Source organism: Vibrio aestuarianus, from assembly GCF_012395185.1.
GTDB classification, from domain to species: Bacteria; Pseudomonadota; Gammaproteobacteria; order Enterobacterales; family Vibrionaceae; genus Vibrio; species Vibrio aestuarianus.
The window spans coordinates 41,581-54,967 of the sequence record NZ_JAAZTU010000005.1; the positions used below are offsets into that span (position 1 = coordinate 41,581).

The window sequence follows — 13,387 nt, forward strand, 5'->3', positions numbered from 1 at the left end:
CGCAAACCTTCACAACTCAACCTAACTCATTGTTTTAATTATAGTTATCATTATGGTTACATTATAGGGTAACCCTTGGTTATGCGACGTTCAGGCTATATCATCCATGAAAACTGGCATTAAATATGAGCAAGACAGCATGAGGAAGGTTGATGTTTTGGTGGATAGATCCCTAATACAACATGGGGACCAGCACCGACCAGCAATATAAGTGTGGCTAACTTTTAGTAGGGGAAACTAACGTTAACAATACATGAATGATAAAGGGGCATTTTTGATTTAGAAATGACAGCGTACCGATGAGAACGCTGCCATTTTAGTATGAGACTTCATTACTCCCATACAACCCATATCATTCGTACAGAGTATTACTCAACCGTTACCGCTTTCGCTAGGTTACGTGGTTGGTCTACGTCGGTCCCTTTGATCAATGCAACGTGATAGGAGAGTAGCTGCATTGGTATGGTGTAATAGATAGGTGCTGTGATATCACTGACATGCGGCATGGTGATGATTTTCATGTTTTCATCACCTTCAAAGCCTGCTTTTTCGTCAGCAAAGACATACAACAAGCCACCACGAGCGCGAACTTCTTCCACGTTTGATTTTAGTTTTTCAAGCAGTTCATTATTCGGTGCAACAACGACTACTGGCATGTCTGCGTCAATTAATGCTAACGGGCCATGTTTCAATTCACCGGCCGCATAGGCTTCTGCGTGAATATACGAAATCTCTTTCAGTTTTAACGAAGCTTCCATCGCAATCGGGTAGAATTCACCGCGACCTAAAAATAACGTGTGATGCTTGTCAGCAAAATCTGTCGCTAACGCTTCAATTTCTTTATCAAATGACAAGGCTTGTTCAATTTGAGCTGGCAATGCATGCAATGCTTCTACTATCTCTGCTTCTTTTTCACGGCCAATCACACCTTTTTGTTTGCCAAGTGCGGTAACCATCATTAATAAAGCGGCTAATTGAGTAGTAAAGGCTTTGGTTGATGCAACACCGATCTCGGTGCCAGCACGAGTCATGAAGGCAAAATCAGACTCACGAACCAAAGATGAACCCGCGACGTTACAGACTGTCATGGCTGCCATGTAACCTTTTTCTTTCGCTAGACGTAATGCAGCCAGAGTATCGGCCGTTTCACCAGATTGAGAAAGGGTAATTAACAAACTGTTTGGACGAGTAACAAACTTACGGTAACGGAACTCTGATGCAATCTCAACATCACAACTTACGCCAGCAAGTGATTCAAACCAATAACGAGCCGCCATGCCAGAGTTATAAGATGTCCCACATGCGATGATCTGCACGTGTTCCACTTTGTTGAGTATTTCTTCAGCATTGACACCAATGGCGTTAGTAATAACAGAATCAGCTGAAATGCGCCCTTCCATCGTATTGATCAACGCTGTTGGCTGCTCAAAGATCTCTTTTTGCATGAAGTGACGATATTTGCCTTTATCACCAGCATCATGTTCAGCATTAGACTGTGTTTCTTCACGCTCTACTGGGTTGCCATTGGTATCAAAAATAGCGACTTCACGACGAGTGATTTCAGCAACATCACCTTCTTCAAGGTATATAAAGCGACGAGTTACGCTTAAAAGCGCCAATTGATCAGAAGCTAAGAAGTTTTCACCAACCCCTAAGCCAATTACGATAGGGCTACCTGAACGCGCGACAACAATACGGCTCGGATCTTTACGATCAACCACGACCGTACCATAAGCACCACTTAGTTGCTTAGCCGTTTTTTGCAGCGCTTCACGCAAAGAAGAAGAACTACGAAGCTCCCACTCCACTAGGTGTGCAATGACTTCTGTATCAGTTTGAGATTCGAATACGTAGCCACGTTCACGTAACATTTCACGTAATTGTTCATAGTTTTCAATAATGCCGTTATGCACAACAGCGATGTCGCCCGACATGTGTGGATGGGCGTTAGCCTCAGAAGGTTCACCGTGTGTCGCCCAACGAGTATGTGCAATGCCAGTACCACCAACAACGTTTTGTTTTTCAACGGCATCAGCAAGTTCTTGAACTTTGCCTAAACGACGTACGCGAGTGAGGTTGCTTTCACTATCAACAACGGCAACACCAGCAGAGTCATAGCCTCGGTATTCTAAACGACGCAGTCCTTCAACTAGAATTTCTGCCACATCTCGTTGTGCTACTGCACCGACGATTCCACACATAAGGTTTCACTCCATTTTAGATTTATGTTTCATCCCTAAAGCCGCAAGCGAAAGGCTTAACTTAGAGACGTTTAATACGTTGTTAAGCGCGAATAACTCGAACTTGATGAGATTCAATCAGCGCAGCCTTTTCGTCGCTCAGTTCATTATCAGTAACCAGAACGTTGATGTGTTCCCATGCCAGCTCTAGATTAGGAATTTTGCGTCCAACCTTGTCAGATTCAATCATGACAATCACTTCACGGGAAACTTCAGCCATCACTTTGCTCAGCCCCACTAATTCATTGAATGTGGTGGTGCCGCGATCTAGGTCGATACCATCGGCACCAATAAAGAGTTGATCAAAATCGTAAGAGCGCAAGACTGACTCGGCGACCTTTCCTTGAAAAGATTCGGAATGAGCATCCCAAGTCCCGCCGGTCATTAATAATGTAGGTTCACTTTCTAATTCGTTCAGAGCATTCGCCACATTTAATGAGTTGGTCATCACCACCAGACCACGTTTTTCATTCAACTGCTGAATTAATGCCGCTGTAGTGCTACCACAATCGATCACGATGCGGTTATGGTCACGGATCAGCTTTGCAGCGGCTCTTGCTAGCTTTAACTTTCGGTTCGAAACTTTAGGGCTAAATTCATCACTCACCACTTCTTTAGGCAAAGCGATGGCACCGCCATAGCGACGCAGCAACTGACCATTTTTTTCAAGAGAAGCCAAATCCTTTCTAATCGTCACCTCTGAGGTTTCAAATTGACCGGATAGAGCCTCAACACTGACTTCACCTTGTTCATTCACTAAGTTAGCGATGGTGTGTCTTCTAAGCTGTGTGTTTCGTTTCGACATGTTTATTTATTTTCAATATTACGAACCGAAACAAATAATATCCGAAACGAAACTTTACTGTCTATTTATTTCGAACCAAAAAATTAATAATTCACACTAAAACCTTGTCCTAAGACAATTCTTAGACAGTGATATTGAACTCATTAGGTGGTAGAATTCGCGCCGAAAAGAAAAAAAATTACAGAATTGACCGTTATTTTTTTGCAACTTACTGGGTTTAGGCTAAATAAGTGGCAGAATTACGACACAAAATCCGCAACAGTTGGTCATAAAATGACTAAACTGTTGAAAGACTTTCAGCTCTTTGGTCACAAAATCACTGAAATTGATGTAGGGTAATAGATAAGAATAGATTGCCACTTGTGATGACTTGAGAGCACAAAACTAACTTTCAAATTGTAATAAAATTTACCGGAGAGAACCTTCCATGAAAAAGACCAAAATCGTATGTACGATTGGCCCTAAAACTGAATCTGTAGAGAAACTAACTGAACTAGTAAACGCTGGCATGAACGTTATGCGTTTAAACTTCTCTCACGGTGACTTCGCAGAGCACGGTACTCGTATCTCGAACTTCCGTAAAGTAATGGAAAATACTGGTAAGACTCTAGCTATCCTTTTGGATACTAAAGGCCCTGAAATCCGTACTATCAAACTAGAAAACGGCGATGACGTTGATCTAGTTGCTGGTCAAGAGTTTACATTTACTACTGACACTAGCGTTGTTGGTAACAAAGACACTGTAGCTGTTACTTACGCAGGTTTTGCGAACGACCTAACTGTAGGCAATACAATCCTTGTTGATGACGGCCTAATCGAAATGGAAGTTATCGCGACTACAGCTACTGAAGTTAAGTGTAAAGTTCTAAACAATGGTGCACTAGGCGAAAACAAAGGTGTTAACTTACCTAATGTTTCAGTAAACCTACCAGCACTATCTGAAAAAGATAAAGCAGACCTTAAATTTGGTTGTGAGCAAGGCGTTGACTTTGTTGCTGCTTCTTTCATTCGTAAAGCTGACGATGTACGTGAAATTCGCGAACTGCTAACAGCAAACGGCGGCGCTAGCATCCAAATCATCTCTAAAATTGAAAACCAAGAAGGCGTTGATAACTTTGACGAAATTCTTGAGCTTTCTGACGGCATCATGGTTGCACGTGGCGACCTAGGTGTAGAGATCCCAGCTGAAGAAGTTATCTTCGCTCAGAAAATGATGATCGAAAAATGTAACCGCGCACGTAAAGTCGTTATTACTGCAACTCAAATGCTTGATTCTATGATCAAGAACCCACGTCCAACTCGCGCAGAAGCTGGTGACGTTGCGAACGCAGTAATGGATGGTACCGATGCAGTAATGCTTTCTGGTGAAACTGCTAAAGGTAAATACCCAGTTGAAGCTGTAACTATTATGGCGCAAATCTGTGCTCGTACAGATAGTGCTCTAAAAGCAGAACTAGGTTCACGTCTAGACAGCCCTCGCCTACGTATCACAGAAGCGGTATGTAAAGGTGCTGTTGATACAGCAGAGAAGCTAGCTGCACCACTTATCGTTGTTGCAACTGAAGCGGGTAAATCTGCACGTTCAGTACGTAAATACTTCCCAACAGCGAACATCATCGCAGTAACAACTAACGCGAAAACAGCGGCTCAGCTAGTGCTGACTAAAGGTGTTACTCCTGTTGTTGTTGATAGCATCGAAAACACAGACGCTTTCTACATCAATGGTAAAGAAATTGCTCTAGCTTCTGGTCTAGGCAAAAAAGGTGATATCGTGGTTATGGTTTCTGGTGCTCTTGTTGCTTCAGGTACTACAAACACAGCATCTGTTCACGTTCTATAATCGAGCGTCGAATAAAAACAGAAAAATCGGGGCTTGCCCCGATTTTTTGTTTCTGCAATTTGAATTATGTAGGCTGATCACCAAGGTATTTGCATTTACCAACCAAAAAATTCTTTGTGGTGAGTGTTAAGCAATAACACCATAGGTAGAAAATAAAGCGCACTAAGCTTTATTCCCAGTACGACCAAACAACCGATGGTCAATCTCACTAGAAAATAATTATACATACTATGCCTCTCATGCCCGAAGCGTATGATTTCCTTATCTTTTTGCTCAAAAATGAATAAAAAGCTAACTTCCTGCCTAGAACAGGGCAAACTGGTGATTAAAAAAGCAACAGTTTACTTATTATTCAGTTTAGCTCAAGTGAAAAATGACATTAGACTTTAGTCTCGATTAAATAAAAACGTGACACGACGCGATATCATCACTACTGCGGCACAATGATATGCAATTACAACCTGATATTTTTGACTCATATAAAGCAATGTCGGCATACTGGTAAAAGCATTTACTGTCTTCGTTTAGGTCGGTAAACCCAACACTGATGATCACAGCTAGACTTTAGTCTAACTCCCCCGTCAGCAATACACGATTTCAAACACTATAAACCTCAACAAGAAAGATACACAAACAGCATCATCTGTATTTTTTAGTCATCTATTTTATACACAACATCGACTCTATCTCGGATAGTCAACGTTGAATCTTGGTAACCATTAGACTCTGACTTAGCATCCATAGCCATTGCTCTCATCATGATCGGCTGGGTGCTAGGAGTGTTGTAATCAATTTTCCATACCTCACCCAACTTCAATTCAAACCCCTCAGCCAACGAACGAGCTTTTGCATTGGCATCTTTAATCGCTGCTAATCGTGCTTGTTGTTGGTATTTTTCTTGTTCACGAACTTTAAGTTGAATCTTATCAACTTGGTTGATTCCTTCACCCAGTGCAACATCTAAATATTGGTTTAATTTACTGAGATCAGAAACTTCCACAGTCACACTACGAGTTGCTTGGTAACCGATTAACTCTGGTTTGCCAGATTTAGGATAATGGTATTGCGGTGCGAGGTAGAGGTTAGAGCTAGAAATCTGCATTGAAGTAACACCAGACTCTTTCAAGCGAGCTACAAACGACTCAACAACCTTATCGACCGTTGCTTTAGCCTGTTCCGCTGTAAGTGTCGACTCGACGACCTTTACAGAGAATTCAGCCATGTCTGGTACAGCAATCACTTCACCATAGCCAGTGGTGGAAAGGTGAGGAAAGCTCATATCTTGCGCCCACGAACCAAAACTCATTAATCCAGTTAATACTGCAACACTTGTTATCAATTTCATGTCTCTACCCTAATTCAATTACATGACTACATAATAGGCGATGTCAGCAGTAATCAAATAGCAGCAAAACGAAATCACACAACTCTGACGTTGATCATTGAGGTAAGGCAGTTCGAGCATATTCAAGGATCGCTTGTGAGATCGCCTGCAATATGCCGGTTTCTAATTGCCAATGATGCCAATAAATTCGGTTGGTCAAAATAAAACCAGGAGTGATATCGATGAGAGCCCCTTTAGCGAGCTCTTTTTCTATCTGTAAACGAGGGATCAAACAATAGGCGGCACCTGATACCGCAAGTTTCACAAAAGCTTCAGAACTTCCAACCGTATGATTGATAACAGAATCTCTTGGAACGTTAAAGTGATCATGTAAAAATTTCTTATGTAAATCGTCATATTGATCATAGGAAACAGCAGGCGCTTTTTTTAAGGTATAAAAATTAACGCCTTGTGAGAAGTAACGCTGATAAAAGTCGGGGTTGGCCACACAGACATAATCCATTCTTCCAAGGTAATCAGCACTACAGCCAGCAATGGGTTGGGACTCTAAGCTAATCGCCCCTGCAACCTCACCACTTTTCAGTTTATCAATGGTTCGAGACTCACCAAAAATCGCTAAATTTAACTCAACTTGCCGAGTTTTCATGATATTTGATAATGCAGGAAGCAGCCACGTCGCTAGACTATCAGCATTAGTCGCTATTGAAATCGAAGTGGGACGCGCACACTCTTCATTCATTAATTCAGGAACGAGATCATTTTCTAACAATAGAACACGTCGATAGAGCCCTAGTAGTTTTTTACCAATCATTGTCGGCCTTGGTGGCTGTTCACGAATTAAAACAGGTTGAGCAACAAACTTTTCAAGTTGTTTGATTCGCTGGGAAATAGCCGATTGAGAAATATAGAGATTTTCTGCAGCTCGTTCAAAGCTGCCTTGTTTTAATACCGCATCCAGTGCTTCGATCCATTTATAATCCAATCCTCTCATGAATTATTTCCTTATGTTCAAATCTCATTAGACTTCCTTATATATTATTAAAATCATTAATTATACTTATTTTAAAACTGCCGCTATCTTGCACGCATACTTTTTATTCACAATATGAGGATGGATGTGAATTTTTGGATTTTGCTACAAGGGTTTGGCTTAGGCGCGACGATGATCATTCCTATCGGCGCACAAAATGCGTATGTACTCAACCAAGGTATTAAGCGTAATCACCACTTAACGACCGCAACCATCTGTAGTCTTTTAGATGTGCTATTTATAGCTCTGGGCGTATTTGGCGGTGGCGCGATTTTGTCACAAAATGAGTCACTACTCACCGCAGTGACATTAGGTGGAATCGCATTTCTCTCATTTTACGGGTTTCTTTCTTTAAGAAGTGCTTTTAACCCACAGAAAAATCAGGAACCAAACAGTGAAGTGATTGCTCGTGGCAAGCGAACCGTCATTCTAGGTGCATTGGCCGTCACAGTATTGAACCCACATTTGTATTTGGATACTGTCGTCATATTAGGGTCGATTGGCGGTCAATTTGAAGGCAACGACCGGATTTTATTTGCCATAGGCACTATGATGGCATCGTTTGTTTGGTTCTATTCATTGTCCATCGGTGCGGCTAAATTAGGGCCAACACTTTCCAAGCCTAAAGTAAAAAAAGGTATCGATATAGCGGTAGCGGTGATGATGTTTGCCATTGCCTTTATGCTGACCAAAGAACTAGCTCTTAGCTATTCCCCTTAGGAGTAAAACATGACTCGGCTAGAAGCCATATTTAAAGCAAATCTCGACTTATTAGCACAGGCAGGAATCACCTTTAACCAATGGCGGCATGAACCGATCCTAGATTTTGCGACCGATGAAAAAATAGCGAAGCAATTGGATTGGATCGGCACACACAGTAAAAGTCTATTTCTAAAACTTAAAAATGGCGACTTTGTACTCTACTTGACAGAGAAAGACAAACGCTTAGACAGCAAGCAACTTAAAGCGTTGCTAGGTAAACGTCCTTCTATTTGTAGCGATGAAGAGATGATTGAACAATTAGGTTGTGTACCAGGTGCCGTTTGCCCATTTGGACTTCCGCCCCACATTATTATGGTTGTTGATCGCACCTTATTTCAGCATCAAGAACTTCTGTATACGCCGGGCGATCCAGAATATACATTCGGTATTACTGGGCAAGATTTAGACCGGTTGCTATCACTACTTCCAAACACAATCCATACCTTATAGATAAGCTAATGACAGTAAAGGCGTGAAATGATAACTCATTTCACGCCTTTTTCTTTATCTAAATAAAATGGATTCTTACAAACCGAATCAATCTAGTTTGTTTAAATGCACATCCATTTGTGGGAATGGAATCTCGATACCATTGGCATCCAGTGCTTCCTTAATAGCTTGCATTGAATCAAAGTATACACCCCAGTAATCTTCAGTTTTTACCCATGGACGTACTACAAAGTTTACAGAAGAATCAGCTAGCGCCAGTACACCAATTGTCATGTCTGGATCTTTTAAGATGCGCGGATCTTTTTCCAACGTTGCACGTAACACTTGCTTGGTTTTTTGCAGATCAGCTTTGTAAGAAACACCGATCACCATATCAACACGGCGAGTTGCATGACGTGAATAGTTAGTAATGGCTCCACCAATAACGCCAGAGTTAGGAACAACAACCATTTTGTTATCAGGTGTTTTTAGAATGGTTTGGAAAATTTGAATAGCTTCAACAGAACCCGCCACTCCACTGATTTCAACATAATCACCGGATTTAAATGGGCGGAATGCGACAATCAACACACCTGCTGCAAAGTTAGAAAGTGAACCTTGCAGTGCTAAACCAATAGCTAAGCCTGCTGCACCGATAACGGCAACCACTGAAGCGGTTTCAACGCCTACGCGCCCTAAAGCAGCAATCAGTACAATAACAAACAACAAATAACGGACTAAACCATGGATAAATTCAACGACCGCATTATCCATTTCCTTCTTTTTCAAAACCTTCGCGACACTACCCGCGACGGCTTTGACCACGATATTACCGATAAACAGGATCAGTACCGCAGAGATAATATTGACACCGTATTGCACCAAAAGATCTGAGTTATCCATTAACCAAGTATTCGCTTGCGCTAAACCATCGACCAATGGGACTTCAATTCCCATAGATTCACTAGCCATATTCCGTATCCTCTAAATAAAATCGTCATAATTTTGCTGTTGTATTTGAACATCAAGAGTAAAAACTTACACTCACCGTGCGATGTCATTTTTTTGGCACAATATCTTACTTTGATAATTTTGCAAAGCCAGTTTAATGATAAGACTGACAAAACAGAAAGTTACCCCAAAACTTGATATCAGCTTGTTACAGATTAAGCAATATTCTCATAATTCGCCAGTGCTTAGACTGAATTTTGACAACAAAAAAGCCCGCTCAATGAGCGGGCTAATATCGTATTCAATTTAATGAATTATAGTACGTCAACCGCGTTAAGGTCAGCGAATGCTTTCTCTAAACGAGCAACCATTGAAGCTTGACCAGCACGTAGCCATACGCGTGGATCATAGTATTTCTTGTTCGGAGCAGATTCGCCAGTAGGGTTACCAATTTGGCCTTGTAGGTAATCGTGGTTTTCTGCTTCGTACTTACGGATACCATCCCAAGTCGCCCACTGTGTATCAGTATCGATGTTCATTTTGATAACACCGTAGCTGATTGATTCTTTGATTTCAGCTTCAGAAGAACCAGAACCGCCGTGGAATACGAAGTTTAGAGCGTTAGGCGCAATACCAAACTTCTCTGCACAGTATGCTTGAGAATCACGTAGGATAGTTGGAGTCAGTACAACGTTACCAGCTTGGTAAACACCGTGTACGTTACCGAAAGAAGCCGCAATAGTGAAACGTGGGCTAACTGCACTCAATTTTTCGTAAGCGTATGCAACATCTTCAGGAGAAGTGTAAAGCTCAGATGCGTCCATATCAGAGTTATCAACGCCGTCTTCTTCACCACCAGTACAACCTAGTTCGATCTCGATAGTCATACCCATTTTAGCCATACGCTCTAGGTATTTCGCACAAGTTTCAACGTTCTCTTCTAGAGACTCTTCAGAAAGGTCTAGCATGTGAGAAGAGAATAGAGGCTTACCAGTTTGAGCAAAGAACTCTTCACCCGCGTCTAGTAGACCGTCGATCCAAGGAAGTAGTTTCTTCGCTGCGTGGTCAGTGTGCAGAATAACAGGTACACCGTAAGTTTCCGCTACTGCGTGAACGTATTTCGCGCCAGCGACAGCACCAAGAACTTGAGCGCCTTGACCTTCAAGTTTAACGCCTTTACCAGCAAAGAAAGCTGCGCCGCCGTTAGAGAACTGAACAACCACTGGTGCTTTTACTTTTGATGCTGCTTCAAGTACCGCATTGATTGAATCAGTGTTTACTACGTTTACTGCTGGAAGTGCAAAGTTGTTTTCTTTTGCTACTTCAAATACTTTCTGTACGTCATCGCCAGAAATCACACCAGGTTTTACGAAATCGAAGATCTTAGACATGGATTTGATCCTATTTATTCTGTCGTTTTAAAAATAAAACAGTTAAGTTTAAATTCTTGCAAACGTTTGCTCACAACTGACGCTATTCTAGCAGAATAAAAACGCCTATGCAGCAAACAAGAAAGCGGGAGTAATCCCCCGCTCTCATTCATGATTATGCTTTAGCGCGCGCTTCTAGCATTTCAACCGCTGGTAACACTTTACCTTCAACAAACTCAAGGAAAGCACCACCACCAGTAGAGATGTAAGAAACATCAGCTTTGATACCGAACTTGTCGATAGCCGCTAGTGTGTCACCACCACCTGCTACAGAGAAACCTGCAGATTCAGCGATTGCTTTAGAAATACCAGCCGTACCCGCTTCAAAGTTTTTGAATTCAAATACGCCTACAGGGCCGTTCCAAAGAATCGTTTTTGCGTTAGTAATGATTTCAGCAAGTTGAGCAGTTGAATCAGGGCCTAGGTCGAAAATCATGTCGTCATCTTGGACGTCAGCAACGTTTTTGATTTCAGCTTCTGCGTTTTCGTCAAATGCTTTAGCACATGCAACGTCAGTGGCTACTGGAATAGAACACTCTTCCATTAATTTTTTAGCAGTTTCTAATAGGTCAGCTTCGTACAAAGACTTACCAACGTTATGGCCAGATGCTGCGATAAACGTGTTCGCAATGCCGCCGCCAACAACCAATTGGTCAGCAATTTTAGATAGCGACTCAAGAACTGTCAGTTTCGTTGAAACTTTAGAACCACCAACAATAGCAACTAATGGGCGCTCTGGGTTATCCATTGCTTTGCCTAGCGCTTCTAGCTCAGCAGCAAGTAGAGGACCAGCACACGCGATAGGCGCGTTCATACCAACACCGTGAGTTGACGCTTGTGCACGGTGAGCCGTACCGAATGCATCCATGACGAAGATGTCACATAGTGCAGCGTATTTCTTAGAAAGCTCTTCTTCGTTCTTTTTCTCGCCTTTGTTAAAGCGAACGTTTTCTAGAACAACAAGCTCACCTGCGTTCAGCTCTAGGCCATCTAGGTAATCTTTTGCTAATTTAACTTCGCAATCTAGCGCGTCGTTTAGGTAGTTTACAACTGGTAGTAGAGAGAACTCTTCCGCGTATTCGCCTTCGGTTGGACGACCTAGGTGAGAAGTAACCATTACTTTAGCGCCAGCCGCTAGACAGTGCTGAATTGTTGGTAGAGATGCAAGAATACGTGCATCAGAAGTTACTTTGCCATCTTTCACTGGTACGTTTAGGTCAGCACGGATAAATACGCGTTTACCTGCTAGGTCCAGGTCGGTCATCTTGATTACAGACATGGTTTGTCCTCTCAAATATTAATAAATAAAGTTTTTGGAAACCCGGCAACCTTGCCGAGCCTATTAATTCTTCAAACTGGTTATTGATATGGAGATTATCATTATTTATTTCAAGGATAAAAATAAATAATTCTCCATCATCCTGCTACTACTCGGATGCTTGCATTGCGAGCGCCGTATCCAGCATACGATTCGCAAAGCCCCATTCGTTATCACACCAAACGAGCATTTTTACTAACTGCCCATTACTTACTCTTGTTTGTGAACCATCGACAATCGCACTATGGGGATCATGGTTGAAATCGATGGAAACAAGCGGCGCTTCAGTATAGTCAACAATGCCCTGTAATGTACACTGAGATGCGTTAACTATGGTTTGATTTACGTCATTAACTTTCACATTTGTATTAATTGTGACACTTAAATCCATAGCCGTCACATTTACTGTCGGTACGCGCACTGATATGGCTTCGAATTTGTTAGAAAATTTCGGAAAGATCCTTTCAATCCCCTTATGCAACTTGGTATCAACCGGGATGATAGATTGGCTGGCAGAACGAGTACGACGCAAGTCTGTATGGTAAGCATCGATCACTTGTTGATCATTCATTGAAGAGTGAATAGTGGTGATGGTTCCCGAATCGATACCAAATGCTTCATCAAGCACTTTGATAATAGGAACAATGCAATTGGTAGTGCAAGAACCGTTAGAGACTATGCGGTGTTCCGCACGAAGCGTTTCATGGTTTACACCGTAGATGATGGTGTTATCCAGATCATTCGCCCCCGGGTGAGAAAACAACACTTTCTTTGCACCGGCTTCAATATGCTCTAGACCATCAGCCTTAGAACCGTACACACCCGTACAATCTAAAACAATATCGACGCCTAAATCGCGCCAAGGCAGTAGTTTAATTTCGCTAAGATGCAATATCCGAATCGAGTCGTATTTTCCCTTTGCTTGCGACAAAGCGTCATGGTGGATATAAATGTGCTCTTGATCATGGCTGATTTTTTTTCCAAATCGACCATGACTTGTATCATATTGCAGAAGGTGAGCCATCGCATCAGGCTGCGCCAACTCGTTCACGGCAACTACTTTAATGTGCTCATTCTTTCCACTTTCATATATCGCACGTAATACATTGCGTCCGATACGCCCAAAACCATTGATTGCGACTTTAAGCATTCTTCTATCATCTTAACTTTTTTAAGTGGCACAAATAGTAACCGATAGCAGCTAAGAGCAACACCCTAATAAAACGTTAAATAGAAT

General features: G+C 42.0%; 11 protein-coding genes. 3 read left to right on the forward strand and 8 right to left on the reverse strand.

Annotated elements, in window-relative coordinates; translation table 11 throughout:
* Nucleotides 1-368 precede the first annotated feature (368 nt).
* Both glmS and HGG78_RS03300 read right to left on the reverse strand, forming a co-directional pair.
* Nucleotides 369-2,201 (reverse strand): glutamine--fructose-6-phosphate transaminase (isomerizing), encoded by a 1,833-nt coding sequence (glmS, locus tag HGG78_RS03295; RefSeq protein WP_053311383.1) that lies wholly within the window; start codon nucleotides 2,199-2,201, stop codon nucleotides 369-371.
* A gap of 82 nt (nucleotides 2,202-2,283) precedes the next feature.
* Entirely contained in the window at nucleotides 2,284-3,045 is a 762-nt protein-coding gene (locus HGG78_RS03300) for a DeoR/GlpR family DNA-binding transcription regulator (protein ID WP_053311384.1), read from the reverse strand.
* Nucleotides 3,046-3,472: 427 nt separating this feature from the next.
* Here HGG78_RS03300 and pykF point away from each other — a divergent pair, with 427 nt between their 5' ends.
* A complete protein-coding gene (pykF, locus tag HGG78_RS03305) occupies nucleotides 3,473-4,885 on the forward strand; it encodes a pyruvate kinase PykF (RefSeq protein WP_172532079.1) in 1,413 nt (470 codons plus the stop codon).
* Between the two features lie 652 nt (nucleotides 4,886-5,537).
* Here the strand turns inward: pykF and HGG78_RS03310 are convergent.
* Together HGG78_RS03310 and HGG78_RS03315 are read right to left on the reverse strand one after the other, a co-directional pair.
* Nucleotides 5,538-6,230 carry an oxidative stress defense protein gene (locus HGG78_RS03310; RefSeq protein WP_172532080.1) on the reverse strand — a complete coding sequence of 231 codons (693 nt, stop codon included), beginning with the start codon at nucleotides 6,228-6,230 and terminating at the stop codon, nucleotides 5,538-5,540.
* 94 nt (nucleotides 6,231-6,324) lie between these two features.
* Nucleotides 6,325-7,221: a LysR family transcriptional regulator ArgP gene (locus HGG78_RS03315; RefSeq protein ID WP_172532081.1), complete on the reverse strand. Its 897-nt coding sequence runs from the start codon at nucleotides 7,219-7,221 to the stop codon at nucleotides 6,325-6,327.
* A 126-nt stretch (nucleotides 7,222-7,347) separates the two neighbouring features.
* Between HGG78_RS03315 and HGG78_RS03320 the strand changes: the two genes are divergently transcribed.
* Together HGG78_RS03320 and HGG78_RS03325 are read left to right on the forward strand one after the other, a co-directional pair.
* Nucleotides 7,348-7,980 carry a LysE family transporter gene (locus tag HGG78_RS03320; RefSeq protein ID WP_172532082.1) on the forward strand — a complete coding sequence of 211 codons (633 nt, stop codon included), beginning with the start codon at nucleotides 7,348-7,350 and terminating at the stop codon, nucleotides 7,978-7,980.
* A 9-nt stretch (nucleotides 7,981-7,989) separates the two neighbouring features.
* On the forward strand, nucleotides 7,990-8,472 hold the full coding sequence (locus tag HGG78_RS03325) for a YbaK/EbsC family protein (protein ID WP_172532083.1): 483 nt from the start codon (nucleotides 7,990-7,992) through the stop codon (nucleotides 8,470-8,472).
* An 87-nt stretch (nucleotides 8,473-8,559) separates the two neighbouring features.
* On the opposite strand, the gene mscS is transcribed toward HGG78_RS03325, so the two are convergent.
* The 4 genes from mscS to epd all read right to left on the reverse strand — a co-directional run bounded on the left by mscS (nucleotide 8,560) and on the right by epd (nucleotide 13,300).
* Nucleotides 8,560-9,423, reverse strand: a complete 864-nt coding sequence (gene mscS, locus HGG78_RS03330) for a small-conductance mechanosensitive channel MscS (protein WP_168523440.1) — start codon at nucleotides 9,421-9,423, stop codon at nucleotides 8,560-8,562.
* Between the two features lie 293 nt (nucleotides 9,424-9,716).
* On the reverse strand, nucleotides 9,717-10,793 hold the full coding sequence (gene fbaA / locus HGG78_RS03335; RefSeq protein WP_053311391.1) for a class II fructose-bisphosphate aldolase: 1,077 nt from the start codon (nucleotides 10,791-10,793) through the stop codon (nucleotides 9,717-9,719).
* A gap of 154 nt (nucleotides 10,794-10,947) precedes the next feature.
* A complete protein-coding gene (locus tag HGG78_RS03340; protein WP_172532084.1) occupies nucleotides 10,948-12,111 on the reverse strand; it encodes a phosphoglycerate kinase in 1,164 nt (387 codons plus the stop codon).
* A 148-nt stretch (nucleotides 12,112-12,259) separates the two neighbouring features.
* Complete coding sequence (gene epd, locus HGG78_RS03345) at nucleotides 12,260-13,300, reverse strand: erythrose-4-phosphate dehydrogenase (protein WP_053311393.1); 1,041 nt, start codon at nucleotides 13,298-13,300, stop codon at nucleotides 12,260-12,262.
* Nucleotides 13,301-13,387 lie beyond the last annotated feature (87 nt).

Excerpts from the sequence above, each read along its gene's own strand:
- HGG78_RS03310 (WP_172532080.1), bottom strand. The coding sequence starts at position 6,230 with ATGAAATTGATAACAAGTGTTGCAGTATTAACTGGATTAATGAGTTTT.
- HGG78_RS03340 (WP_172532084.1), bottom strand. The coding sequence starts at position 12,111 with ATGTCTGTAATCAAGATGACCGACCTGGACCTAGCAGGTAAACGCGTA.
- epd (WP_053311393.1), bottom strand. The coding sequence starts at position 13,300 with ATGCTTAAAGTCGCAATCAATGGTTTTGGGCGTATCGGACGCAATGTA.
- mscS (WP_168523440.1), bottom strand. The coding sequence starts at position 9,423 with ATGGCTAGTGAATCTATGGGAATTGAAGTCCCATTGGTCGATGGTTTA.
- HGG78_RS03315 (WP_172532081.1), bottom strand. The coding sequence starts at position 7,221 with ATGAGAGGATTGGATTATAAATGGATCGAAGCACTGGATGCGGTATTA.
- HGG78_RS03300 (WP_053311384.1), bottom strand. The coding sequence starts at position 3,045 with ATGTCGAAACGAAACACACAGCTTAGAAGACACACCATCGCTAACTTA.
- glmS (WP_053311383.1), bottom strand. The coding sequence starts at position 2,201 with ATGTGTGGAATCGTCGGTGCAGTAGCACAACGAGATGTGGCAGAAATT.
- fbaA (WP_053311391.1), bottom strand. The coding sequence starts at position 10,793 with ATGTCTAAGATCTTCGATTTCGTAAAACCTGGTGTGATTTCTGGCGAT.
- pykF (WP_172532079.1), top strand. The coding sequence starts at position 3,473 with ATGAAAAAGACCAAAATCGTATGTACGATTGGCCCTAAAACTGAATCT.
- HGG78_RS03325 (WP_172532083.1), top strand. The coding sequence starts at position 7,990 with ATGACTCGGCTAGAAGCCATATTTAAAGCAAATCTCGACTTATTAGCA.